Below are 25,169 nucleotides of genomic sequence, written 5' to 3' on the forward strand. Positions count from 1 at the left end.
CAGGCCCGATGACAGAGGGGGAGTTCCGGGGACGACGATGGCGCCGTCCTGCCCGAACCGACCGGGAGAACTCCGTGACCGAACCCCGCTACACCCCGCTCCGCGCGCGCCATGAGGCGCTGGGAGCGTCATTCACCGACTTCGGCGGCTGGCAGATGCCGGTGCGCTACACCTCGGACCTCGCCGAGCACCACGCCGTGCGCGAGGCCGCCGGCATGTTCGACATCTCGCACATGGCGGAGTTCACAGTCGAGGGGCCGGATGCCGCGGCATACCTCGACTACGCGCTCGCCGGGCGCCTGTCGGCCATGGCGGTCGGCAAGGCGAAGTACTCGCTGCTGCTCGCCGAGGACGGCGGCATCGTGGACGACGTGATCGTGTACCGTCTGGCCGACGATGACTTCCTGATCATCTCGAACGCCGGAAACCGTGACGCAGTGCGCGAGGCGCTGCAGTCGCGCACCCAGGACTTCGAGGTCCGGGTTGCCGACGTCTCCGACTCGTATGCGCTGATCGCCGTGCAGGGACCCGCCGCCGAACAGATCCTCGCCGAGGTCACGGGCATCGAAGACGTCAGCATCCCCTGGTCCGAGCAGAAGTACTACGCGTGGGCGAGTGCGAGCTACGCCGGCAAGCCGCTGCTGCTGGCCCGCACCGGATACACCGGAGAGGACGGCTTCGAGCTGCTGGTCGCCGCGGAGGACGCCGAGGCGCTGTGGGATGCGGTTCTCGCCGCCGGCCAGGGTCGTGGACTCGTGCCCGCGGGTCTCGCCGCCCGCGACACCCTGCGGCTCGAAGCGGGTATGCCGCTGTACGGCCATGAACTCTCCCGCGAGACCAAGCCCGCGCAGGCGGGCCTCGGCCGCGTCGTTGTGACGGAAAAGGAGCGCTTCGTCGGCAAGGACGCGGTGACGCCGGCGGCCGGCGCACGCGTGCTCGTCGGCCTCGCCGCCGAGGGACGTCGTGCCGGCCGCGCCGGATACGCGGTGGTCGCCGAAGACGGGGGCGTCCTCGGCGAGATCACCAGCGGTGCGCTGAGCCCCACGCTCGGTCATCCCATCGCGATGGCCTTCGTCGACCCCGCCTCCGCCGAGGAGGGAACCGCAGTATTCCTGGATGTGCGCGGGACGAAGATCCCCGCGACCGTGACCGCCCTGCCTTTCTACCGGAGGAAGAAATGACCGATCTGACCGCCCTGAAGTACAGCGAAGAGCACGAGTGGGTCGCCGCCGACGGCGCGACCGCGACCGTCGGCATCACGGACTATGCCGCCGACGCGCTCGGTGACATCGTGTTCGTGGAGCTGCCCGAGGTCGGCACCGAGCTCAGCCGCGGCGACGTGTTCGGCGAGGCGGAGTCGACGAAGTCGGTCTCCGAGCTCTACGCCCCTGTCGCCGGCACCGTCTCCGAGGTCAACCAGGCCGTGGTCGATGACCCGTCGCTGCTGAACTCCTCGCCCTTCGAGGACGCCTGGCTGATCAAGGTCACCGTCGCCGACGACGCCACGGACGGGCTGCTCGACCGCGACGCGTACGTCGCACTCACGGAGGGCTGAGAGTGGCCTCGTTCGCCGATCGTCATATCGGAACCACCGCCGAGGCGCAGCGGTACATGCTCGACGCGCTCGGCGTGGAGTCCGACCTCGAGGACTGGAGCCCGGTCGAGGCGCTGATGCGACAGGCGGTGCCGTCGTCCATCTTCACGGCGCCGGGATCGGCCGGTGAGTCCGGCATCCCGCACGCCGCCAGCGAGGCCGAGGCCCTCGCCGAGCTGCGCGCCCTCGCGGCGCGCAACACCGTGAACCGCCCGATGATCGGGCTGGGCTACTACGGCACCTTCACTCCGTCGGTGATCCAGCGCAACGTGCTCGAGAACCCTTCCTGGTACACGGCTTACACGCCGTACCAGCCGGAGATCTCGCAGGGCAGGCTCGAGGCGCTGATCAACTTCCAGACCATGGTCTCCGACCTCACGGGTCTCTCGACCGCGAATGCGTCGATGCTCGACGAGTCGACCGCCGTCGCCGAGGGAATGCTGCTCGCACGGCGAGCGTCCAAGACGAAGTCGGCCGTGTTCGTCGTCGACGCCGACGCGCTGCCGCAGACCAAGGCGCTGCTTCGCACGCGGGCCGAGGCCGTGGGCATCGAGCTCGTCGAGCGCGATCTCGCCGCCGGTGAGACGCTGCCCGAGGAGCTTTTCGGCGTCTTCGTGCAGTACCCCGGGGCGTCCGGCCGCGTGTGGGATCCGACTGCGGTGATCGACGCCGCGCACGTCGCGAGCGGCATCGCCGTGGTCGCGGCCGACCTGCTGGCCCTCACGCTGCTGCGCTCGCCTGGCTCGCTCGGCGCCGACGTCGCCGTAGGCACCACTCAGCGTTTCGGCGTGCCGATGGGCTTCGGTGGCCCGCACGCCGGCTACATGGCCGTGCGCGCCGGGCTCGAGCGTCAGCTGCCCGGCCGCCTGGTGGGCGTCTCGGTCGACGCGGTCGGCTACCCCGCCTACCGCCTGTCGCTGCAGACCCGGGAGCAGCACATCCGCCGTGAGAAGGCGACCTCTAACATCTGCACCGCCCAGGTTCTCCTGGCCGTGATGGCGTCGATGTACGCGGTCTACCACGGCCCGGACGGACTGCGCGCGATCGCGGCCGAGGCCGCAGCGAAGGCCGCCCTGCTGCGTGACTGGCTCACCGAGGCCGGTGCCGAGGTCGTGCACGACGCGTTCTTCGACACCGTCAACGTGCGCGTGGTGGGCGGCGCCGAGGCGCTCGTCGCTAAGGCGCACGACGCGGGCATCCTGCTGCGTCTGGTCGACGCCGACACGGTCGGGATCTCGGTCGACGAGACGAGCACCTTCACCGATCTGCACCGCGTCGCCGTGCTGTTCGGGGGCAAGGACGAGCGGGTGTTCGGCTTCTTCGGCTCGGGGTCCACCGGTGCGCTGCCGCAGGCGCTGCTGCGCGAGGACGAGTACCTCACGCATCCGGTCTTCCACGTGCACCGGTCCGAGACCGCCATGATGCGATACCTGAAGCAGCTCGCCGACCGCGACTACGCGCTCGATCGCGGCATGATCCCGCTGGGCTCGTGCACGATGAAGCTCAACGCGGCCACCGAGATGGCGGCGATCACCTGGCCGGAGTTCGCGCAGCTGCATCCGTTCGCGCCGGCATCCGATGTCGAGGGCTCGCTCGCGATGATCGACCAGCTCGAGGGCTGGCTCGCCGAGGTCACCGGATACGACGCGGTCTCCCTGCAGCCGAACGCCGGCTCGCAGGGCGAGCTGGCGGGTCTGCTCGCCATTCGCGGCTACCACCACGCCAACGGCGACGTCCACCGTGATGTGTGCCTGATCCCGTCGTCGGCGCACGGCACCAATGCGGCATCCGCCGTGCTCGCCGGGATGAAGGTCGTCGTCGTCGCCACCGACGAGCTGGGCAACGTCGATCTCGACGACCTGCGCGCGAAGATCGCGCAGCACGCGGACGCGCTGTCGGCGCTGATGATCACGTATCCGTCCACGCACGGCGTGTACGAGGAGCAGGTGACCGCGATCACCGCCGCAGTGCACGACGCCGGCGGGCAGGTCTACGTCGACGGGGCGAACCTGAACGCCCTGCTCGGCTACGCGCGCTTCGGTGACCTGGGCGGCGACGTCTCGCACCTCAACCTGCACAAGACCTTCGCCATCCCGCACGGCGGCGGCGGTCCCGGCATCGGTCCCGTCGCAGCCAAGGCGCATCTCGCGCCTCACCTGCCCGGTCACCCGCAGGCGCAGAAGCGCGAGCACGCCGGCGGTCACGTGTTCGAGGGCGGTCCGGTCTCGGGTGCACCGTACGGTTCGGCCGGCGTGCTGCCCATCTCGTGGGCGTACGTGCGGATGATGGGCGCCGAGGGGTTGCGCGACGCCACCGCCGCGGCCGTGCTGTCGGCGAACTACATCGCCGCGCGCCTCTCCGACCACTATCCGGTGCTGTACACCGGTGAGCAGGGGCGCGTCGCACACGAGTGCATCCTCGACCTGCGTCCCCTGAAGGAGGCCACCGGCATCACCGTCGACGACGTCGCCAAGCGCCTGATCGACTACGGCTTCCACGCGCCGACCATGTCGTTCCCGGTCGCGGGCACGCTGATGGTCGAGCCCACCGAGTCGGAGGACCTGGGTGAGATCGATCGCTTCATCGAGGCGATGATCAGCATCAAGGCCGAGGCGGATGCCGTGGCCGCCGGTCGCTGGCCGGCGGATGACAACCCGCTGGTGCACGCCCCGCACACGGCGGCGTCTCTGATCTCGGGGGAGTGGACGCACGCCTACACCCGCGAGGAGGCCGCCTACCCCGTGGCCGCGCTGGTGGCGACGAAGTACTGGCCGCCGGTGCGCCGGATCGATCAGGCCTACGGCGACCGCAACCTCGTGTGCGCCTGCCCGCCCGTGGAGGCATTCGCCTGACATCCGTGCCCGAAACACCCCCGTGGCCGACCCGGCGACGGGGGTATTTCGGTTAAGGGTCAATAACAGTTGCGTCACCGTCGACGTTGTTGCGCCGGGTCGATCTAGGATCGGAGCATGAGCGCGCTCGAAGACGAGCGCGTGCTTGTACCGGTCCACAGGAGGACACAGTGAAGCGCAACAAGATCACACTTGCGGGCCTCGCGTTGCTCGCGGCGGGTGCTCTGGCACTCTCCGGCTGCGCGGGAGGCGGAGACAACCCTGATGCGGGCGAAGGCTCTTCCGGTGCCGACGCCAGTGCCATCATCAAGGTGAACGGCACAGAGCCGCAGAACCCCCTCATCCCGACGAACACCAACGAGGTGGGCGGTGGCAAGATCCTGGACTCGATCTTCGCCGGCCTGATCGGATACGCCGCAGACGGCTCGGTGTTCAACGACGTGGCGGAGGAGATCACGGTCGAGGACCCGCAGCACCTGACGGTGAAGATCCGCGAGGGCCTCACCTTCACGGACGGCGAAGAGGTCACCGCCGACAACTTCATCAAGGCGTGGAACTACGGCGCTCTGGCCTCGAACGAGCAGCTCTCGAGCTACTTCTTCGAGGACATCGAGGGCTTCAGCTACGAAGAGGACTCCGAGCTCACCGGCCTGGAGCAGGTCGACGAGCACACCTTCACGATCACGCTCAACAAGGCGGCATCCGACTTCGCGCAGCGCCTCGGCTACTCGGCCTACTACCCGCTTCCCGACGTCGCCTTCGAGGACATGGAGGCGTTCGGCGAGAACCCGATCGGCAACGGCCCGTACATGCTCGAGGGCGAAGGCGCGTGGCAGCACGACGTGGGCATCAACCTCGTCACCAACCCCGACTACGACGGCCCGCGCAAGCCTGCCAACGGCGGTCTGAACATCATCTTCTACGCCACGCAGGACGCCGCGTACTCCGACCTTCTGGGTGGCGAGCTCGACGTTCTCGACGCGATCCCCGACTCGGCTTTCGAGACGTACGAGTCCGACCTGGGCGATCGTGCGGTGAACCAGCCTGCGGCGGTCTTCCAGTCGTTCACCATCCCGGAGCGCCTCGAGCATTTCGGCGGCGAAGAGGGCAAGCTGCGCCGCCAGGCGCTGTCGATGGCGATCAACCGCGAGGAGATCACCGACGTGATCTTCCAGGGCACCCGCACGCCGGCCAGCGACTTCACCTCCCCGGTGATCGACGGCTGGACGGACGAGCTCGAAGGCAGCGAGGTCCTCGACTACGACCCCGAGAAGGCCAAGGAGCTGTGGGCTCAGGCAGATGAGATGAGCCCCTGGAGCGGCGAGTTCCAGATCGCGTACAACGCCGACGGCGGCCACCAGGCCTGGGTCGACGCCACCGTGAACTCCATCAAGAACACGCTGGGCATCGAGGCGTCGGGTGCACCGTACCCGACGTTCGCCGAACTGCGCGGCGAGGTCACCGACCGGTCGATCCAGACCGCGTTCCGCACCGGTTGGCAGGCCGACTACCCGGGTCTGTACAACTTCCTCGGACCGCTGTACGCGACCAACGCCGGATCGAACGACGGTGACTACTCCAGCGAGGAGTTCGACACGCTGCTCGCCGACGGCATCGCCGAGACCGATCCCGCGGCGGCGAACGAGCTGTTCCAGCAGGCGCAGGAGATCCTGCTGCAGGACCTGCCCGCCACCCCGCTGTGGTACTCGAACGTCGTCGGCGGCTACGCCGAGACGGTCGACAACGTCGAGTTCGGATGGAACTCGGTGCCGCTGTTCGACAAGATCGAGAAGAAGGCGGAGTAACCCTTCGAGACGAGGCGGTGGTGGTCTCCACCACCGCCTCGTCGTCCGCCGTCGCCGCATCCGTGCGACACCGTCGCCGACGGCCCGGATGCCGCGGTTTCTCCGTATGCCCTGGGGATGCACCGTGTGCGTTCCCGCACCCGAAGGGAGGTCGAGGGTGGCCTATTACATCCTCAGACGGATCCTGCAGGCGATTCCGGTGTTCTTCGGCGCCACCCTGCTGATCTACTTCATGGTCTTCGCGATGCCGGGCGATCCGATCGCCGCCCTGTTCGGAGACCGCCAGCCGAGCGAGGCTCTGCTGGAGCGGCTGCGCGAGCGGTATCACCTCGATCAGCCGTTCATCGTGCAGTACTTCCACTACATCGCCGGCATCTTCCGGCTCGACTTCGGCATCAGCTTCTCCGGTCAGCCGGTGGGCGAGGTGCTGGCCCGCACCTTCCCGGTGACGCTGCGCCTGGCCGTGATGGCGGTCGCCATCGCCTTCATCCTCGCGATCGTCATCGGCCTGTTCTCGGCGCTCGACAAGGGCGGCGCATTCGACAACTCGATGCTGGTGCTCGCGCTCATCTTCATCGCCGTGCCGATCTTCGTGCTGGCCTTCCTCGCGCAGTACTTCCTCGCCGTGCAGCTGGGCTGGTTCCGTCCCACGGTCGGCGCGCGCAACGACTGGGGGGATCTCTGGCTGCCTGCCATCGTCCTCGGGGTGAGCGTGTACGCCACGAGCATGCGGCTGACGCGCGCCTCGACGATCGAGACGCTCGGGCAGGACTGGGTGCGCACCGCCTACAGCAAGGGACTGCCGCGTCGCCGCGTCATCCCCGTGCACGTGCTGCGCAACTCCCTGATCCCGATGGTCACCGACCTCGGCACCGTGTTCGGCATCCTCATGGTGGGTGCGACGGTGACGGAGGGCATCTTCAACGTGCCAGGCGTCGGCAACACGCTGTACGAGGCGATCATCCGCGGCGAGAACCCGACGGTGGTCTCGTTCGTGACGGTCTTCGTCGTCGTGTACGTCTTCATCAACATCATCGTGGACCTGATCTACGGCCTGCTCGACCCGAGGATCCGCTATGTCTCGTCTTGACCCGCAGCGGGAGCACTACGTCGCTCCCGTCGACACCACGTCCATCCCCGTCGACGTCGTCCGCATCGACCCCAAGCGCAGCAACCTCTGGCTCGACGCCTGGCGCGATCTGCGCAGCCGGCCGCTGTTCTGGATCTCCGTCGTCTTCGTCCTGCTGGTGCTCGTCGTCGCGATAGCGCCCTGGCTGTTCACCCAGGTTCCGCCGAACAACGGCTGCGTCCTTCCGAAGAGCAACGCGGGCCCTGAGCCAGGGCACCCGCTCGGCTTCACCCGCCTCGGCTGCGACGTGTACTCGCGCGTGATCTGGGGCACCCGCACCTCGGTCGTGGTCGGCGTGCTGGCGACGCTCATCAGTACCCTCATCGGCGTGATCATGGGGGCCTTCGCCGGCTACTACGGCGGCTGGCTCGACTCACTGCTCTCGCGCGTCGGAGACATCTTCTTCACGATCCCCTACATCATCGCGGGCATCGTGGTGATGTCGGTGATGCCGGTGCGCAACGAGTTCATCCTCGCGTTCGCGATCGGCGGGTTCGCCTGGGCATCAACGGCGCGGATCATGCGCGCCGAGGTGCTGCGGGTCAAGCAGTCCGACTTCGTGATGGGGGCGGAGGCCGTGGGCATGTCACGCTTCAAGACCCTGCTGTACCACGTGCTGCCCAACGCCATGGCGCCCGTCATCGTCGTCGCGACCCTCAGCCTCGGCACCGCCATCGTCGCCGAGTCGGTGCTCTCCTTCCTCGGCGTCGGCCTCGGCGGCAACACCATGTCCTGGGGCAACGACATCAGCCAGGCGCAGACCAACATCCGCACCGCGCCCATGGCTCTGTTCTGGCCCTCACTGGCACTGACCATCACGGTGCTGGCATTCATCACCCTCGGCGAGCTGCTGCGCGACGCCGTCGACCCGAAGGCGAGGGCTCAACGATGACCGAACCGCTTCTCAGCGTGCGCGACCTGCGGGTCGCCTTCCGCAACGGCAAGGAGATCCGCGAGGTGCTGCACGGGGTGAGCTTCGATCTGCTCGCCGGCGAGACCCTGGCGATCGTCGGCGAGTCCGGCTCGGGGAAGTCGACCACCGCGTCCGCGGTGATCGGCCTGCTGCCCGGCACAGGTCACGTCACGGGCGGCACCATCATGCTCGACGGTCGTGACCTCACCCGCGCCAGCCGCACCGACATGGAGAACGTGCGCGGCCGCGAGATCGGCTACGTCCCGCAGGACCCGATGTCGAACCTCAATCCGGTCTGGTCGATCGGCTTCCAGGTGAAGGAGGCCGTGCGGGCGAACGGTCTCGCGCAGGGAAGACAGGAGGTACACGACCGCGCCGTCGAGGTGCTTCAGCAGGCCGGCCTGCAGGATGCGGCCCGGCGGATGCACCAGTTCCCGCACCAGTTCTCCGGAGGCATGCGGCAGCGCGCTCTGATCGGAATCGGCCTCGCCGCCGACCCGAAGCTGCTGATCGCTGATGAGCCGACCAGCGCGCTGGACGTCACCGTCCAGCGCGTGATCCTCGATCACCTCGCCTCGCTGACCAGCGAGCGCGGCACGTCGGTGCTGCTGATCACGCACGACCTCGGTCTCGCCGGCGATCGCGCCGACCGGATCATCGTGATGAACCAGGGCGAGATCGTGGAGGCGGGTCCCAGCGCCGAGATCCTCTCGAACCCGCAGCATCCCTACACGCAGCGACTGGTCGCCGCGGCGCCCAGCCTCGCCTCGAAGCGCATCGGAACCGGCGCGCACAGTGGAGCGGATGTCGGCAGCGCCCCTGCCGTCGTCGAGGTGCGCGACCTGACCAAGGAGTACTCGATCCGCACCGGCGGGCTGAGGCACGAGAGGTTCCTCGCTGTCGACGGCGCGTCGTTCTCGATTCCGCGCGGCAAGACGCTCGCGCTGGTGGGGGAGTCGGGTTCGGGCAAGTCGACGGTGGCGAAGATGCTGCTGCAGCTGGAGAAGCCGACCGACGGCGAGATCCTCATCGACGGCGCGGCCACCAGCACGATGTCGCGCGCCGACGTGTTCCGGTTGCGCCGGCGGATGCAGCCGGTCTTCCAGGACCCGTACGGGTCGCTGGATCCGCTCCGCAGCATCGGGAGCCTCATCTCAGAGCCGCTGCACGTGCACGGAATCGGCACCCGCGATGAGCAGCACAAGCGCTCGCTCGAGCTGCTCGATCAGGTGGCGCTGCCGCGCGAGCTGGCATGGCGTTACCCGAACGAGCTGTCCGGAGGCCAGCGGCAGCGTGTCGCGATCGCCCGGGCGCTCGCGCTCAAGCCCGACATCGTCGTCCTCGACGAAGCGGTCTCGGCGCTCGATGTGCTCGTGCAGGATCAGATTCTGAACCTGCTCTCCGAGCTGCAGAGCGAACTCGGTCTGACATACCTGTTCATCACCCACGATCTGGCCGTCGTGCGAGTGGCCGCCGACCTGGTCTGCGTCATGGAGAAGGGCCGGATCGTCGAGCAGGGCACCGTTGACGACATCTTCGCGAACCCGCAGGAGGAGTACACCAGGCGGCTGCTGGACGCGATTCCGGGTGCGACGCTGCCGATCGGCGGTGCTGGTCTGTGACGGCGGGGTGATGACGCTGCCACCTGCGGAGCCGGGGGATGCGACCCGGTACTGGAGCCGTAGCGGCGTGGCGCTGCTGGTCGTCTGCGCGCTGCTGACCCTCGTGCTGCTCGTCGACGCCACCGTCAGAGCCGGCCTCGGCACCGCACTGCTGCTGGCGCCGTGGCTGCTGCTGGTCCTGTGGGCCGTCCACGTGATCGGGGTGGCGTCGCGCATCCGCGTGCAGCATGACGGCGTCATGGTGCAGAACGTGCTGCGCCGCACCTTCGTCCCTTGGGCCCGTGTGGAGCGGGTGGGGATGCGCTGGCAGCTGGAGATCACGCTCGACGACGGTACGGTGCTGACCTGCTTCGGCGGACCTGCGCGGACTCGCCCGCGCAGGTTGGGACCGGGACGCACCCGCGAGGACGCAGATGGCGCGGCGGAGGACATGGTCGCCGCGATCCGCCGCGCGAAGGCGGAAGCGGGCGCGCCGGCGGGCCCGGATGCGCCCGTGCGGCGTACCTGGGACGTGCCGGCGGTCCTCGTGCTGCTGGCACTGGCCTGCTGGGCCACCGCGGCCGTGATCATCGCGTACGGATGACGTCCTCGGAGCGTTCATAGGCTCGGGTGGTTGGCTGAGGCCATGAAGTGTCCTGCAGATGGTTCCACCCTGGTCATGAGCGAGCGCAGCGGCATCGAGATCGATTACTGCCCCCAATGCCGCGGTGTGTGGCTCGACCGTGGCGAGCTCGACAAGATCATCGAGCGATCGGCATCGGCCCCGCAGCCGCAGGCGTACAGCGCGCCCGATCGTTTCGCGCCGCCGGCGTACGAGCAGTCGCACCACGAGGAACGTTACGACGACCGCGGGCAGCGCCCGCATCGCCGCAAGCGGGAGAGCTGGCTGAGCGAGCTCTTCGACTGACCCGCTCAGCTGGGCAGGCCGAACAGCGCCGGCCAGCTCGCCGCGGCCCACGGGTAGCCGACGAACGCGATCGCGTCGATCAGGAAGTGCGCCACCAGGAACGGCAGCAGGCGGCCGGTGCGCAGGAACAGCCACCCGAAGAGCAGCCCCATCGCGAGGTTGCCGGCGAATGCGCCCGGCCCCTGGTACAGGTGGTAGGCGGCGCGAAGGACGCTGGTCGCGAGGATGATCGCCCACGGCCCCCAACCCAGTGTGCGCAGGCGGGCGAACAGGTAGCCGAGCACGACGAACTCCTCCTGGATCGAGGCGCGCGCGGCCGATAGCAGCAGGACGGGAACGGTCCACCAGTGCGCGTCGAGGCCGGCCGGGTTCACCGCCACGAACAGCCCGAGTGCACGTCCGGCGAGATAGAGGGCGAGACCGGGGACGCCGATCCCGAGCACCAGCAGCACCCCGGCGCCGACATCTCGCGCATGCCTGTCGCCGCGCAGGCCGAGCGCCGCGAGGTGCGGGCGAGGGCGCTGCCAGAGAAGGAAGCAGACCAGCAGCACAGGTACGACCGAGAAGCCGATGGAGAGCAGCTGGTAGATGAGGTCGAACACCTCGCGATCGCTGCGCGAGGGGTTCAGCGTCGTCGTCTGCTGCGCGAGCGGAGTGGAATCGGTCAGCCGGTACGCGAGCTGCACAATCGCGTACACCGCCGACTGACCCAGACCGAGGGCGAGCACGATGGCGATCTCCCACCACAGGCGGGAGCGGGGCGGCGCGGATGCGGGGTGGTGCACAGCCCGATCGTACGGTGCGCACCCCTCAGGAGCCGGTCAGCGGGCATACGTTATCCTGGAACGTCGGCATCCCGGCGCATCCCACACATCCTCTTAGGACATCTGAATGGCGCACGCCCTCCGCTCTGACCTCCGTAACGTCGCGATCGTCGCGCACGTCGACCACGGCAAGACCACCCTCGTCGATGCGATGCTCCGTCAGACGGGCTCCTTCGGTGAGCACGCGCATGTCGAGGAACGCGCGATGGACTCCAACGACCTGGAACGTGAGAAGGGCATCACGATCCTCGCCAAGAACACGGCGATCACGTACAACGGAGAGCACACCGACGAGCCCATCACGATCAACGTCGTCGACACCCCCGGCCACGCCGACTTCGGCGGCGAGGTCGAGCGAGCACTGTCGATGGTCGACGGTGTGGTGCTACTGGTCGACGCGAGTGAGGGCCCGCTGCCCCAGACCCGTTTCGTGCTGCGCAAGGCGCTCGAGGCGAAGCTGCCCGTGATCCTGCTGGTGAACAAGACCGACCGCCCCGACGCGCGCATCGCCGAGGTCGAGGAGGAGGCGCACGACCTGCTGCTCGGACTCGCGTCCGACCTGGTCGACGACGTGCCCGACCTCGATGTCGACGCGCTGCTGGACGTGCCCGTCGTCTACGCCTCCGGCCGTGCCGGCGCGGCATCCGCCAACCGTCCCGCCAACGGCGACCTGCCCGACAACGACGACCTCGAGCCGCTCTTCGAGGCCATCCTGCAGCACGTGCCCGCACCGTCGTACGATGACGAGGCGCCGCTGCAGGCGTGGGTCACCAACCTCGACTCCTCCGCGTTCCTCGGCCGCCTGGCGCTGCTGCGTGTGTTCAACGGCACGCTGAAGAAGGGTCAGACCGTCGCCTGGGTGCGTCAGGACGGCACGACCCAGAACGCGCGCATCACCGAGCTGCTGATGACCAAGGCGCTCGACCGTTACCCCGCCGAGTCGGCGGGCCCTGGCGACATCGCCGTGATCGCCGGTTTCGCCGACATCATGATCGGCGAGACGATCGCCGACCCCGACGACGTGCGTCCGCTGCCGCAGATCACCGTCGACGAGCCGTCGATCTCGATGACGATCGGCACCAACACGTCGCCCCTGGTCGGCAAGGTCAAGGGCCACAAGCTCACCGCCCGCATGGTGAAGGACCGCCTCGACCGCGAGCTGATCGGTAACGTGTCGATCCGCGTCAACGACATCGGCCGTCCCGACGCCTGGGAGGTGCAGGGCCGCGGCGAGCTGCAGCTCGCGATCCTCGTCGAGAACATGCGCCGCGAGGGCTTCGAGCTCACCGTCGGCAAGCCGCAGGTCGTCACCCGCAAGGGCGAGGACGGCAAGGTCCAGGAGCCTTACGAGCACCTCACCATCGACGTGCCGGAAGAGCACCTCGGCGCGGTCACCCAGCTCATGGCCAACCGCCGCGGACGCATGGACAACATGATCAACCACGGGACCGGCTGGATCCGCATGGAGTTCATCGTCCCCTCGCGCGGCCTGATCGGCTTCCGCACCGAGTTCCTCTCGATCACCCGCGGCACCGGCATCGCCAACGCGATCTCTCACGGCTACGACGCATGGGCAGGCTCCATCGTGGCACGTCAGAACGGCTCGATCGTCGCGGACCGCGCCGGCGTCGTGACACCTTTCGCGATGATCGCGCTGCAGGAGCGCATGTCGTTCTTCGTGAAGCCGACCGAAGAGGTCTACGAGGGCATGGTCATCGGTGAGAACTCGCGCTCCGACGACATGGACGTGAACATCACCAAGGAGAAGAAGCTCACCAACATGCGCTCCTCCACGGCAGACACGTTCGAGTCGATGACGCCCCCGCGCATCCTCTCGCTGGAGGAGTCGCTGGAGTTCGCCCGCGAGGACGAGTGCGTGGAAGTGACCCCGGAGGCCGTCCGCATCCGCAAGGTGATCCTCGATCAGACCACCCGCGGCCGCGAGGCGTCGCGCCTCAAGCGTCAGGACGCGAACGCCTGATCCCCGGCTCGCACGAAGGCCCCGGCTCGCGCCGGGGCCTTCGTCGTCTCCGGCCCTCGTCATATCCGGACGACCGCGTCACAGATCGGAAAGATAACGAACTCATAACACACTTTCCCGAGAGCGCAAAGGCGTGATTCCCGGGAACCAGCCATGGAAAACCCAGGCGGACGGCGGGTTCCGTCCAGATCGGCAGACCAGACTCGATCCTCGTGCCCGGCAAGCGACTCCCGATGAGGCGCCCCCGTGAGGGTCCGGGCCGACGACGACCCGAAAGTCGAACCCCGAATGCCCGATACCCATTTCACCCGTGCGTCCCGACGTGCCGCTGTGTCGGCACCCGACACGAAACCATCCCATCGCCGACTGGCCGGCATCACCGCCATCGCAGTCGTGCTGGGTGCGGCCCTGATCGCGGCTGTGCTTCAGGCGCCCGCGGCGATCGCCGCCTGGTCCGCGCCGTCCGATGCCGAGATGCGCAAGAGCGCCGAGGTCGCGCAGGATGCCGGCATCGCTCTCACCAACGCCCACGCGCTGAACAACGTGGTGACCGCCTCAGGGCTCGAACTCGAGGCCGCAAGCACCTCGGTCGAGTTCGCCGACCTGAAGGTCGAGGCGAAGGCGCTCGCTGACATCGAGGACCTCACGGCAGACGAGCTCGCCGCTCTGACGGCCCGTGCAGCGCGCGAGACCCGCGCCGTGGTGGCTGACACCGACGAGCTGCAGGATGCGCTGACCGAGGCCCGAGAGGCTGAAGCCGCCCGGATCGCCGCCGAGAAGAAGCGCATCGCCGCAGAGGAGGCGCGCAAGGCGGCTGAGGAAGCGGCTCGGATCGAAGCCGAGAAGAAGGCCGCCGCGGCCGCCCTGGCCGCCGCGAACTCCGTGGAGGGCGCCAAGGCGACGGCGCGCGACCTGGCCTCCAGCCGCTACGGCTGGGGCGAAGGGGAGTTCTCCTGCCTGTCGTCGCTGTGGCAGAAGGAGTCGGGTTGGAACTACCAGGCCTACAACGCCTCCAGTGGTGCCACGGGCATCCCTCAGGCGCTCCCCGGCAGCAAGATGGCGACGGCGGGCGCGGACTGGCGCACGAACGCCGCGACGCAGATCGCCTGGGGCCTGGACTACATCCAGCGCGCCTATGGATCGCCCTGCAGCGCGTGGGGGCACTCGCAGGCCGTCAACTGGTACTGATCGGCGCCGTCAACGGTGCTTCTCGCCACTGCAGGCGGATGGCAGACGCTGTCCTGATCAGCGCAACTCGCTGATCAGGACAGCGCTCGTTCCCGCAGCCAGCGCCTCGAACACATGCGGAGTGTCACCGGGGTACGAGAGATAGTCGCCCGGATGCATCCGCTCGGGAGCATCGGCCGGACCGAGCACGGCTTCGCCGCTGACCACGACCACGTGCTCCGTCGTGCCGTGGTGGTGGGGGAGTGAGCGGCGCGGCTCGCCGGGGTCCGCTCTGATCAGATAGATGTCGCGCCTCGCCCCCGGGGGACTCGCTGAGAGCAGTGTCGCGACGTACGGGGCCGCGGCGGACGGCACGCCGCCGTGCTCAGTCGCCCGGATCAGTCGGGGCGCCACGGCCTGTTCCTCGACCAGGGTGGCGAAGGGCACGCCGAGTGCGTCGCCCAGTGCCCAGAGCGTCTCGACGCTCGGGCCCACGGCGCCGCTCTCGAGCTGCGAGACCGTGGCCTTGGAGACGCCCGCTCTTCGAGCGAGCTCGGAGACGGAGAGGCCGTTCGCCTCACGTTCCCGGCGCAGGGAGCGGGCGATTCGTTCGCGCAGATCGTCCATGCGGTTCAGTATTCCAAACGATCGTTCGACTTGACGGTGGCGGAGCACCTGTTCAGAATGATAGTCGTGCGTTCAGAGAATCAAACGATGCCGGATGCCCGGCGGGAGGTGTGGCGCGAAGGACTCGGCGTCGCGATCGCGACCAGCGCCTACGGCATCTCCTTCGGCGCCCTCGCCGTAGCCTCGGGTCTCGATGTATGGCAGACCTGCGTGCTCAGCCTGCTCATGTTCACGGGCGGCTCCCAGTTCGCGTTCGTCGGCGTGCTCGCGGCGGGCGGAGTGTCGGCACTGCCGTCGGCGGTGGCCTCGGCGGGGCTGCTCGGTGTGCGCAATCTCGCATACGGGATGCGTATGTCGCCGATCATCGGACGCGGCTTTCGCCGCAGGGCGGCCGCCGCGCACTTCACGATCGACGAATCCACCGCGGTCGCCGTCTCGCAGGATGATCCGCGCCTGGCGCGCCTCGGATTCTGGGTGACAGGCGTCGGCATCTTCCTCGGCTGGAACCTCACCACGCTCACCGGAGCGCTGCTCGGCGACATCCTCGACCAGGTCGGCGGGCCACGCGCATGGGGTCTGGATGCCGCCGCCGCTGCCGCATTCCTCGCCCTGCTGTGGCCGCGGTTGAAGAAGCGTCAGGCCATCGTCGTCGGGATCGCGGCCGCCGTGGTCGCGGCCCTCCTCACGCCGGCGCTGATGCCAGGACTGCCCGTGCTCGTCGCGGCGGTCGTCGCGATCGTCGTCGGCTGGTTCGACTGGTTCGACGGGCGCGTCACGCCGGAGGGACGGGCATCATGACCGTGTGGAACGCCGTGCTGCTCGCGGCATGCATCTGCGTTGCCCTCAAAGCGTTCGGATACCTCGTCCCCGCATCGGTGATGGAGGCGCCTCGACCGGCGCGCATCTCGGACCTGCTCACGGTCGCACTGCTCGCGGCGCTCGTCGCCGTGCAGTCCCTGGGAGATGGGCAGGCCGTCATCGTCGATGCGCGAGTGCCTGCGGTGCTCGTCGCCGCCGGTCTGCTGTGGATGCGGCAGTCGTTCCTCGTGGTGGTGATCGGCGCCGCCGCGGTCGCGGCCCTGCTTCGACTCGTCGGCTGGGCGGCGTGAGGCGCAGCAGCGGCCTGTCGGGCGGTCCCGAGATGTCGCAGAGACGGCAGGGGACTAGGCTGAGCCGGTGCGCAGTGTGATTTCCCGAGGCCTGTCCTGGTTGGCCGCTGCCGTGGTCGGCGGGGTGTACGGGGTGGCCGCGACCATTGCGCACAGCTTCACCTGGGGGCCGATCCCCGTCGGCGTGATCGTCGGCGCGATCGCGTGCGGTGCGCTGCTGATCGCCCTGCGCTCGCTGACCGGAGACCGCTGGGCGGCGCTGGCCGCCGGACTCGGGATGCTCACGCTGATCCTGGTCATCTCGCAGCGCGGACCCGGTGGATCGATCGTGGTGCCGGACACGCCCCTCGGCAACATCTGGATGTACACCGTGGCTGGCATCACCGTGCTCGTCGTGGCCTGGCCGGACATGTCGCGGCTGCGCGCGGCGTCGGCATCAGGGCCCCACCGCAGCAGCCACGCCGGGCGCGGGGCCGTAGACTGAAGACGTGACGTATGTGATCGCTCTTCCCTGCGTCGATGTGAAGGATCGTGCCTGCATCGACGAGTGCCCCGTCGACTGCATCTACGAGGGCGAACGGTCGCTGTACATCCACCCCGACGAGTGCGTGGACTGCGGTGCGTGCGAGCCGGTCTGCCCTGTCGAGGCGATCTACTACGAAGACGACCTGCCCGAGGAATGGGCCGACTACTACAAGGCCAACGTCGAGTTCTTCGACGAGGTCGGCTCGCCCGGCGGCGCCGCCAAGGTCGGCGTGATCCATCACGACCACCCGATCATCGCCGCTCTGCCGCCGCAGGCCGAGTGATGGCGGCGACGCACGACGGGATGACCCGGTGAGCGTGCGCGATCTCGCGGACTACCCGTGGGACGCCGTGGATCCCTACCGAGCCCGCGCTGCGGCGCATCCGGACGGCCTCGTCGACCTGTCCATCGGCTCACCCGTCGACCCGACCCCCGAGGTCATCCGCCGCGCCCTTGCGGAGGCGACCGACGCCCATGGATACCCGCAGACGACCGGCACGCCGCGCCTGCGGGAGGCGATCGTCGACTGGTACGCGCGACGTCGCGGGGTGGACGACCTGACGGTGGCGAACGTGCTTCCCACGATCGGCTCCAAGGAGCTCGTGGCACTCCTTCCCACGCTGCTCGGCCTGGGTGCGGGCGACATCGTCGTGCATCCGACCGTCGCGTACCCGACGTATGCGGTTGGCGCGATCGTCGCCGGTGCGACCCCCGTGGCGGCGGACGACCCGGCCGAGTGGCCGGACGGCGCCAAGCTGATCTGGATCAACAGTCCCGGTAATCCGGACGGCCGCACCTGGACGCTCGATGAGCTCGCAGCCGCCGTGGCCCGAGCCCGAGAGCTCGGAGCGGTGCTCGCCGGCGACGAGTGCTATGCCGAGCTCGGATGGGACGGTGCGTGGGCGAGCGAGCCGATCCCGTCGGTGCTCGATCCCCGGGTGACGGGTGGCACGAGGTCGGGCCTGCTGAGCGTGTATTCGCTCAGTAAGCAGTCCAACCTCGCCGGTTACCGCGCCGCGCTGGTGGCCGGATGCTCGCGCATCGTCGGCGACCTGCTCGCCGCCCGCAAGCATCTGGGACTCATGCCGCCTGCACCCGTGCAGCACGCGATGGCCGTCGCGCTGAGCGACGACGCCCACGTCGCCGCACAGAAGGAGTTGTACCGCGCGCGGCGGGATGTGCTCAAGCCGGCGCTCGAGCGGGCCGGGTTCCGGATCGACGGCTCCGAGGCCGGGCTGTACCTCTGGGCGACCGAGGGCAGGGACGCCTGGGAGTCGATGGGCACACTCGCGGACCTCGGCATCCTCGCTGGGCCGGGCCACTTCTACGGCGAGCGCTCGGGTGATCATGTGCGTCTCTCGCTGACCGCACCGCTGGAGCGCGTCGAGCAGGCTTCCGCCCGGCTGGCGGCATCCGTCTGACTCTTTTGTGAGATCCACGATGAAGTCCGCGCATCTCTTGGCGGATGTCACAGTAGGCCTATGACCCGGCTAGGCTGTACAAGCGATGCGGTCGGAGTCCGACCCGGCAGACGTCGCCGCACATCGTCCACGACGCACACACCCAACAGGAGGTTCGCGTGAGTGCAGATCAGCCCGAGAAGGCGACACTCTCGATCGGCGGGACGACCGCCGAATTCCCCGTGCTGAGCGCCACCAGCGGGAACCCGAGCATCGACTTCTCCACGCTGACTCGTCAGACCGGCTACACCGGTCTCGACTACGGCTTCGTGAACACGGCCTCGACCAAGTCGGAGATCACGTTCATCGACGGGGACAAGGGCATCCTGCGTTACCGGGGCTATCCCATCGAGCAGGTCGCGAAGAACTGCAGCTATCTCGAGGTCGCCTGGCTGCTCATCTACGGTGAGCTGCCGACCGCCGACGAACTGGCTGACTTCGACGAGCGCATCCGGCGCCACACCCTGCTGCACGAGGACCTGAAGCGCTTCTTCTCGGCACTTCCGCACACGGCGCACCCCATGTCGGTGCTGTCATCGGCGGTCGCGGCCCTCTCGACCTACTACGAGGGTCAGACCGATCCGCACAATCCCGAGCACGTCGAGCTGAACATGGTTCGCATGCTGGCGAAGCTGCCGGTGATCGCCGCCTACGCGCACAAGAAGAGCGTCGGGCAGGCCTTCCTGTACCCCGACAACTCGCTCAGCTTCGTCGACAACTTCCTCAAGCTGAACTTCGGCGTGCTCAGCGAGCCGTACGAGGTCAACCCCGTGATGTCGAAGGCGCTCGAGCTGCTGCTGATCCTGCACGAGGACCACGAGCAGAACGCGTCGACGTCAACGGTGCGCCTGGTCGGCTCGACCGGCGCGAACCAGTTCGCCTCGATCTCGGCCGGCATCCAGGCGCTCTCGGGTCCGCTGCACGGCGGCGCGAACGAGGCCGTGCTCACCATGCTCGGGCAGATCCGCGACTCCGGTCAGAGCGTGCAGCGGTTCGTGGAGCGGGTGAAGAACAAGGAGGACGGCGTCAAGCTCATGGGCTTCGGCCACCGGGTCTACAAGAACTACGACCCCCGCGCCAAGCTCGTCAAGGAAGCCGCCGACGAGGTGCTCGCCGAGCTCGGAGTCACCGACCCGCTCCTCGACCTCGCCAAGGAGCTCGAGGAGATCGCCCTCGCCGACGACTACTTCAAGGAGCGCAGGCTCTACCCGAACGTCGACTTCTACACCGGCGTGATCTACAAGGCGATGGGCTTCCCGACGCGTATGTTCACCGTGCTGTTCGCGATCGGCCGTCTGCCGGGCTGGCTGGCGCAGTGGCGCGAGCTGCAGCTCGACCCGCAGACGAAGATCGGCCGGCCGCAGCAGCTGTACACCGGATCGCCGGAGCGCGAGTTCCCCGCGCGCTGAGCCCATTCACGTGCCCGAACGCCCCGTCATCCTTCGCGGATGGCGGGGCGTTCGTCACGTGCCGGCAGGCTCAGATCGGAGGCAGCATCAGCAGCACAAGCCGGATCCACCGGCTCTTCGACGGACGCGAAGGACGGACTCAGTGACCCTGCGGGCGGCTGGCGCGCCGCGAGCCCGAAGGGCGACCCTTGCCGCCGGCGTGTGCGCCGTTGTGCGCGCTGCCCGGCGTGCCATGGCCCTGCGCGCCGTTGCTCTGCGTGCCGTGACCGTGTGCGCCATGTGACTGAGCGGCCCGGCGCGGCTGCGACTGCGCGCCGTGCTGGCGTGCCTGATCCTGCTGGCCCTGCACGCCGGCACCGCGACCACGACCGCGAGAGTGGCGAGAGCCGGACGAGCCCGAGGATGCCGCGGGGCGTGCCTGACCGGAACGGCTCTGCCCGCCTCGATTGGCCTTCGGCTGGTTCTGCGGCTGCTGGGCAACGGGGGAGGGCTTCACCTTGGCGGCACGCTGGCCGACCAGAGCATCGACGGCCTCGGAGGTCGCAGGCTCGGGGGAGACCGCGATAGCGGCCTTCCGCAGCAGATCCTGCACGTCGCGACGCTGCTCGGGCAGCATCAGGGTCACCACGGTGCCGGCAGCGCCCGCACGGGCCGTGCGACCGGAGCGGTGCAGGTACGCCTTGTGCTCGACGGGCGGGTCGACGTGTACGACGAGCTCGACATCGTCGACGTGCACTCCGCGTGCCGCGACGTCCGTCGCGACGAGCACTCGCACCCCGCCCTTCGCCGGGTCAGCGCCGAATGCGGCGAGGTTGCGCTCTCGCGCGTTCTGGCCGAGGTTGCCATGCAGGTCGACGGACGGGATCCCGGCGGAGGTGAGCTGCTTGGCGAGCTTCTTCGCCTGGTGCTTGGTACGGGTGAACAGGATGCGACGGCCGACCCCGGACGCCAGATCCTGCACGAGCTGCTTCTTCGCGTCCGCGTCGGTCGCGATGAGGACGCGGTGCGTCATCTCGCCGGTCGGGACGCTGGCCTCGTCGACCTCATGGCTGACGGGGTCGTGCAGGAACCGCTTGGCGAGCGCGTCGATGCCACGATCGAGTGTGGCGCTGAACAGCAGGCGCTGTCCGCGCGCGGGCGTTGCGGCGAGGATGCGGGTGACGCCGGGCAGGAAGCCGAGGTCGGCCATGTGATCGGCCTCGTCGAGCACGGCGATCTCGACGGCGTCGAGCGAGACGACCCGCTGCTTCATGAGGTCTTCAAGGCGGCCGGGGCAGGCGACGACGATGTCGACGCCGGAGCGCATCGCCTGCTCCTGCGGGCGCTGGCTCACCCCTCCGAAGACAGTCGTGACGCGCAGGCCCACAGCGGCTGCGAGCGGCGAGATGGTCGCGGCGATCTGGGTCGCCAGCTCACGCGTCGGCGCCAGCACGAGGCCGCGCGGGCGACCGGGCATGCGCTTGGTCGACGATGCCGAGAGCCGAGCGACGAGAGGCAGCGCGAACGCGATGGTCTTGCCGCTGCCGGTGCGGCCGCGGCCGAGGAGGTCGCGTCCCGCGAGGGAGTCGGGGAGGGTGTCGCGCTGGATGGCGAACGCCTCGGTCTTGCCCTCGGCGGCCAGCACCGAGGCGAGGGCGGCGGGCACGCCGAGTTCGAGGAAGGAAGACATAGGAAAGCTCCGAAGAAGGATGGCGCAGCAGGAGATGCTGCGGAAATGGGCGACGGCGCGGGATCGCGCATCGTTTCGCCGCTCGAGAGGATCGCAGCCGGAGACCGGCGCGGAACATGTTTCGACGACGCAGACGTCTCGCATTCGCGAGGGGCGTCGCGTCAACCCTAGCAGTGCGTGCTGGGAGTGCCGCACAGGCGCTCGCCGCCGTGTGCAGCGGGGGCTGCCGGGTGCCAGGAGGGCGTCAGGCGTGGAGAGCCTCGTTGAGGGTGACGCCGTGGCCCGAGCGCTGCACCACCTCGACCACGCCGGTGAGGGAGTTGCGCCGGAACAGCAGACCGCTGCGCCCCGAAAGCTCGGCGGCCTTGACAGCCGGACGGCCGCCGTCGGCCGTCGGCGCGGCATCCGCGACGACGATCTTCGTGCCGGCCGTCACGTACAGTCCCGCCTCCACGATGCAGTCGTCGCCGAGGGAGATGCCGATGCCGGCATTGGCGCCCAGCAGCGTGCGCGCGCCGATCGAGACCCGATGCATACCGCCGCCGGAGAGGGTGCCCATGATGGATGCACCTCCGCCGATGTCGCTGCCGTCGCCGACCACGACCCCCTGCGAGATGCGGCCCTCGACCATGGAGGCGCCGAGGGTCCCGGCGTTGAAGTTCACGAACCCCTCGTGCATGACGGTCGTACCAGGGGAGAGGTGGGCGCCGAGACGCACTCGCGACGCGTCGGCGATGCGGACGCCTTCTGGCTGCACGTAGTCGGTGAGCCGAGGGAACTTGTCGAGGCTTTGCACTTGGATGCCGTGCCGTTGCAGCACCGGCCGCAGGCGGGCGGCATCCGCGGGCAGCATGGGGCCGGCGCTGGTCCAGGCCACCGTGGGCAGGTGGCCGAAGATGCCGTCCAGGCTCAGGTCGTTCGGGCGCACCAGCAGACGAGAGAGGGCGTGCAGGCGCAGGTAGGCATCGGGGGTCGACCCGACCGGCGAGTCCAGGTCGATGCTGAGCTGCACGAACTCCACCGTGACGCCGCGCCGCTCGTCCTCATCGGCGAAGGCGCCCCACGTCGCGGCTCCGGCTGCGGCGTCCTCGGGCTCCTGGGCGCCGAAACCGAGCTCAGGGAACCAGGAGTCCAGAATCGTGCCGTCCGACGCGATCGTGCTCAGACCGATGCCCCATACTGTGCGCTCACTGCTCATGCCATAACGGTAGCGCGCACTGCGATGCGGACGCTGATCGTGTGACGTCGCGGTCTAGGCTGGTGGCCATGGTGCTCGACCTCACTGCGTCCTCGGCTGCCCTCACCCGTGCGATCTGCGACATCCCCAGCGTGTCCGGCTCCGAGGGGCGACTGGCCGACGAGATCGAACACGCGGTATCGGCCTTCGACCACCTCGAGGTGACGCGCCACGGCAACACGGTCGTCGCCCGCACGGATCTCGGCAGGGCGCAGCGTGTGGTGATCGCCGGACACATCGACACCGTGCCGATCAACGACAACGTGCCGACCCGCGACATCGACATCGACGGCACCCCGTTCCTCTGGGGCCGCGGCACCGTCGACATGAAGGCGGGGGTTGCAGTGCAGCTGAAGCTCGCCGCCGAACTCACCGATCCCGTGGTCGACATCACCTGGATGTGGTACGACAACGAGGAGGTCGAGGAGGCCCGCAACGGCTTGAAGCTGCTCGCGGAGACCCGGCCCGATCTTTTCGCCGCCGATTTCGCCATCCTCGGGGAGCCCAGCGACGGACGCGTCGAGGGCGGATGCAACGGCACGCTGCGCGCGGTCGTCCGCACCCGCGGCGTGCGTGCGCACAGTGCCCGATCCTGGGTCGGAGAGAACGCCATCCACCGCGCGGCGCCGATCCTCAGCAGGCTCGCCGAGTACCGCGCGCGTGAGATCGTCGTCGAGGGGCTGGCATACCGCGAAGGGTTGAACGCCGTGGCCATCCGCGGCGGGGTCGCCGGGAATGTCATCCCCGACCTCTGCGAGGTCGACGTCAACTACCGCTTCGCGCCCAGCAAGAGCGTCGAGGACGCCGAGGCCCACGTGCGCGCGGCTTTCGAGGGCTTCGAGGTGGAGATCGTGGATGCCGCCGCCGGTGCCAGGCCAGGACTCGACGCACCCATCGCACAGCAGTTCCTCGCGGCGGTCGGCGGCGAGGCGCACGCCAAGTACGGGTGGACCGACGTCGCGCGCTTCTCGGCGCTCGGGGTGCCCGCGGTGAACTACGGTCCTGGAGACCCGCACCTCGCTCATCATGACGAGGAGCGCGTGCCGCTCGCTCAGATCGATGACGTGGAACGCGGGCTTCGCGCGTGGCTGACCGCCTCCTGACCACAGCTGCTCGCGGATGGGTGCGGATGCCGACGGCGGGCCGCATCACCGTCGTCTACCTGCTGTCGCGGCTGGTCACCACCGGCTTCCTCGCGCTCGCCGCTGCGCACTCCTCGCCGCTGTCGCGGTTCGGAGCCGACGCGACCGTGGACGAGTACGTGGTCGGCTGGGACGCCCAGTGGTACTGGTGGGTCGCCGAGCACGGCTATCCCGCCGAGCTGCCCCGCACCGAGTCCGGGGACGTCGCCGAGAACGCGTGGGCTTTCATGCCGGTGTACGCGTTCCTCGCGAAGGTGGCAGGCTTCGGGAATTGGGGATCCGGTGCGCTGCTGGTCTCGCTCGTCGCGGGTCTGCTGGCCTGCTTCGCGCTGCATCGCCTGCTTCGCGACCGGATCGGCGCCCCCGCCGCGCTCTGGGCGGTGGCGTTCTTCTCCAGTGGTCCGCTCGCGGCGCTGTTCCAGGTCGGCTACGCCGAGTCGCTGTTCCTGCTGTTCCTGCTGATCAGCCTCGACCTCGCCCTGCGACACCGATACGCGCTGCTCTACCTACTGATCCCGGTGATGGGCTTCACGCGGCCAGGTGTTCTCGCGTTCTCCCTGTTCCTCGCGCTGCACGGCATCGTGCGGTGGGCACGCAGACGAGTCGATCCGCTGCCGGTGTCGCACGTCGCGCACATCGTGTCACTCGGGCTGTTCGCCGCGGTCGTCGGCTTCTCCTGGCAGGTGATCGCGGCCGTCGTCACCGGGGAGCCGGAGGCCTATCTGCAGACCGAGCTCGCGTGGCGGCGCAACTGGATCCAGGACGCATCAGCCGACTTCATCCCGTTCGACGGGTTCGTGCTCGGCGCGCAGTTCTGGTTCGCACAGTGGGGTCTGCCCGCCTGGGCCGCGGTCGTCGCCTTGCTGCTCCTCGTCGGCGGCGCTGCGTGGCTGCTGCTGCGGTCCGCGCACGTGCGTCGTCTCGGCCCGGACCTCCGGCTGTGGAGCGCAAGCTACCTGCTGTACCTGCTGGCGGTGTTCTTCCCGCAGTCCAGCACGCTGCGACTGCTCCTGCCGCTCACGCCGCTGTGGGGCGCCGCCGTGCCACGCTCCCTGGGTTGGCGATGGGCGGTGCTCGGCGCGTGCCTGGTGACGCAGTGGCTCTGGATCCATTCGGTCTACGGACTCAGCCAGACGTTCTGGCAGGTGCCCTGAAATCGTGGCGTCCGACGGCGTCGGGGGTACCGATAAACTTGA

The 25,169-nt window shown here is 68.9% G+C and carries 23 protein-coding genes; 19 read left to right on the plus strand and 4 right to left on the minus strand.

What is annotated here, in order from left to right:
- Window positions 1–74 precede the first annotated feature (74 nt).
- From gcvT to RIN43_RS05835, 9 genes are all read left to right on the plus strand, one after another.
- Window positions 75–1,181 carry a glycine cleavage system aminomethyltransferase GcvT gene (gene gcvT / locus RIN43_RS05795; protein WP_309127941.1) on the plus strand — a complete coding sequence of 369 codons (1,107 nt, stop codon included), beginning with the start codon at window positions 75–77 and terminating at the stop codon, window positions 1,179–1,181.
- A complete protein-coding gene (gene gcvH / locus RIN43_RS05800) occupies window positions 1,178–1,555 on the plus strand; it encodes a glycine cleavage system protein GcvH (RefSeq protein WP_309127942.1) in 378 nt (125 codons plus the stop codon). Before gcvT ends, gcvH begins: the two co-directional genes overlap by 4 nt.
- Window positions 1,556–1,611: 56 nt before the next feature.
- Window positions 1,612–4,446: an aminomethyl-transferring glycine dehydrogenase gene (gene gcvP / locus RIN43_RS05805; protein WP_375163716.1), complete on the plus strand. Its 2,835-nt coding sequence runs from the start codon at window positions 1,612–1,614 to the stop codon at window positions 4,444–4,446.
- 170 nt (window positions 4,447–4,616) lie between these two features.
- Window positions 4,617–6,251, plus strand: coding sequence for an ABC transporter substrate-binding protein (locus RIN43_RS05810; protein ID WP_309127943.1), 1,635 nt, complete (start codon window positions 4,617–4,619; stop codon window positions 6,249–6,251).
- 157 nt (window positions 6,252–6,408) lie between these two features.
- A complete protein-coding gene (locus tag RIN43_RS05815) occupies window positions 6,409–7,341 on the plus strand; it encodes an ABC transporter permease (RefSeq protein WP_309127944.1) in 933 nt (310 codons plus the stop codon).
- Window positions 7,328–8,272, plus strand: a complete 945-nt coding sequence (locus RIN43_RS05820; RefSeq protein ID WP_309127945.1) for an ABC transporter permease — start codon at window positions 7,328–7,330, stop codon at window positions 8,270–8,272. The genes RIN43_RS05815 and RIN43_RS05820 overlap by 14 nt, the downstream gene beginning before the upstream one ends.
- Entirely contained in the window at window positions 8,269–9,915 is a 1,647-nt protein-coding gene (locus tag RIN43_RS05825) for an ABC transporter ATP-binding protein (protein ID WP_309127946.1), read from the plus strand. The genes RIN43_RS05820 and RIN43_RS05825 overlap by 4 nt, the downstream gene beginning before the upstream one ends.
- 10 nt (window positions 9,916–9,925) lie before the next feature.
- Window positions 9,926–10,498, plus strand: a complete 573-nt coding sequence (locus tag RIN43_RS05830) for a PH domain-containing protein (protein WP_309127947.1) — start codon at window positions 9,926–9,928, stop codon at window positions 10,496–10,498.
- A gap of 42 nt (window positions 10,499–10,540) precedes the next feature.
- A complete protein-coding gene (locus RIN43_RS05835; protein WP_309127948.1) occupies window positions 10,541–10,822 on the plus strand; it encodes a zf-TFIIB domain-containing protein in 282 nt (93 codons plus the stop codon).
- Window positions 10,823–10,827: 5 nt separating this feature from the next.
- On the opposite strand, the gene RIN43_RS05840 is transcribed toward RIN43_RS05835, so the two are convergent.
- The gene (locus tag RIN43_RS05840; RefSeq protein ID WP_309127949.1) at window positions 10,828–11,607 is read right to left on the minus strand and encodes a CPBP family intramembrane glutamic endopeptidase; all 780 of its coding nucleotides are present in this window, start codon (window positions 11,605–11,607) and stop codon (window positions 10,828–10,830) included.
- Between the two features lie 106 nt (window positions 11,608–11,713).
- On the opposite strand from RIN43_RS05840, the gene typA reads away from it, so the two are divergent.
- Together typA and RIN43_RS05850 are read left to right on the plus strand one after the other, a co-directional pair.
- Window positions 11,714–13,627 (plus strand): translational GTPase TypA, encoded by a 1,914-nt coding sequence (typA, locus tag RIN43_RS05845; RefSeq protein ID WP_309127950.1) that lies wholly within the window; start codon window positions 11,714–11,716, stop codon window positions 13,625–13,627.
- 330 nt (window positions 13,628–13,957) lie between these two features.
- Window positions 13,958–14,815, plus strand: a complete 858-nt coding sequence (locus RIN43_RS05850; protein WP_309127951.1) for a phospholipase — start codon at window positions 13,958–13,960, stop codon at window positions 14,813–14,815.
- A gap of 57 nt (window positions 14,816–14,872) precedes the next feature.
- Here RIN43_RS05850 and RIN43_RS05855 read toward each other — a convergent pair whose 3' ends face one another.
- A complete protein-coding gene (locus RIN43_RS05855) occupies window positions 14,873–15,421 on the minus strand; it encodes an XRE family transcriptional regulator (protein ID WP_309127952.1) in 549 nt (182 codons plus the stop codon).
- A gap of 87 nt (window positions 15,422–15,508) precedes the next feature.
- On the opposite strand from RIN43_RS05855, the gene RIN43_RS05860 reads away from it, so the two are divergent.
- The 6 genes from RIN43_RS05860 (at window position 15,509) to RIN43_RS05885 (ending at window position 19,925) form a co-directional block, all read left to right on the plus strand.
- Window positions 15,509–16,219, plus strand: a complete 711-nt coding sequence (locus RIN43_RS05860) for an AzlC family ABC transporter permease (RefSeq protein WP_309127953.1) — start codon at window positions 15,509–15,511, stop codon at window positions 16,217–16,219.
- Window positions 16,216–16,530 (plus strand): AzlD domain-containing protein, encoded by a 315-nt coding sequence (locus RIN43_RS05865; RefSeq protein WP_309127954.1) that lies wholly within the window; start codon window positions 16,216–16,218, stop codon window positions 16,528–16,530. The genes RIN43_RS05860 and RIN43_RS05865 overlap by 4 nt, the downstream gene beginning before the upstream one ends.
- A gap of 67 nt (window positions 16,531–16,597) precedes the next feature.
- Window positions 16,598–17,014: a histidinol dehydrogenase gene (locus tag RIN43_RS05870; RefSeq protein ID WP_309127955.1), complete on the plus strand. Its 417-nt coding sequence runs from the start codon at window positions 16,598–16,600 to the stop codon at window positions 17,012–17,014.
- Window positions 17,015–17,018: 4 nt separating this feature from the next.
- Window positions 17,019–17,339: a ferredoxin gene (fdxA, locus tag RIN43_RS05875; RefSeq protein ID WP_309127956.1), complete on the plus strand. Its 321-nt coding sequence runs from the start codon at window positions 17,019–17,021 to the stop codon at window positions 17,337–17,339.
- Between the two features lie 28 nt (window positions 17,340–17,367).
- The gene (dapC, locus tag RIN43_RS05880) at window positions 17,368–18,477 is read left to right on the plus strand and encodes a succinyldiaminopimelate transaminase (protein WP_309127957.1); all 1,110 of its coding nucleotides are present in this window, start codon (window positions 17,368–17,370) and stop codon (window positions 18,475–18,477) included.
- 158 nt (window positions 18,478–18,635) lie between these two features.
- Entirely contained in the window at window positions 18,636–19,925 is a 1,290-nt protein-coding gene (locus tag RIN43_RS05885; RefSeq protein ID WP_309127958.1) for a citrate synthase, read from the plus strand.
- 139 nt (window positions 19,926–20,064) lie between these two features.
- On the opposite strand, the gene RIN43_RS05890 is transcribed toward RIN43_RS05885, so the two are convergent.
- Together RIN43_RS05890 and dapD are read right to left on the minus strand one after the other, a co-directional pair.
- On the minus strand, window positions 20,065–21,594 hold the full coding sequence (locus RIN43_RS05890) for a DEAD/DEAH box helicase (RefSeq protein WP_309127959.1): 1,530 nt from the start codon (window positions 21,592–21,594) through the stop codon (window positions 20,065–20,067).
- A gap of 244 nt (window positions 21,595–21,838) precedes the next feature.
- Window positions 21,839–22,792, minus strand: coding sequence for a 2,3,4,5-tetrahydropyridine-2,6-dicarboxylate N-succinyltransferase (dapD, locus tag RIN43_RS05895; protein ID WP_309127960.1), 954 nt, complete (start codon window positions 22,790–22,792; stop codon window positions 21,839–21,841).
- A gap of 68 nt (window positions 22,793–22,860) precedes the next feature.
- Here dapD and dapE point away from each other — a divergent pair, with 68 nt between their 5' ends.
- Both dapE and RIN43_RS05905 read left to right on the plus strand, forming a co-directional pair.
- On the plus strand, window positions 22,861–23,934 hold the full coding sequence (gene dapE, locus RIN43_RS05900; protein WP_309127961.1) for a succinyl-diaminopimelate desuccinylase: 1,074 nt from the start codon (window positions 22,861–22,863) through the stop codon (window positions 23,932–23,934).
- Window positions 23,916–25,127, plus strand: coding sequence for a hypothetical protein (locus RIN43_RS05905; protein WP_309127962.1), 1,212 nt, complete (start codon window positions 23,916–23,918; stop codon window positions 25,125–25,127). Before dapE ends, RIN43_RS05905 begins: the two co-directional genes overlap by 19 nt.
- The last annotated feature ends 42 nt before the right edge of the window (window positions 25,128–25,169 follow it).

Source organism: Microbacterium sp. (genome assembly GCF_031178445.1).
Taxonomy (GTDB): Bacteria; Actinomycetota; Actinomycetes; order Actinomycetales; family Microbacteriaceae; genus Microbacterium.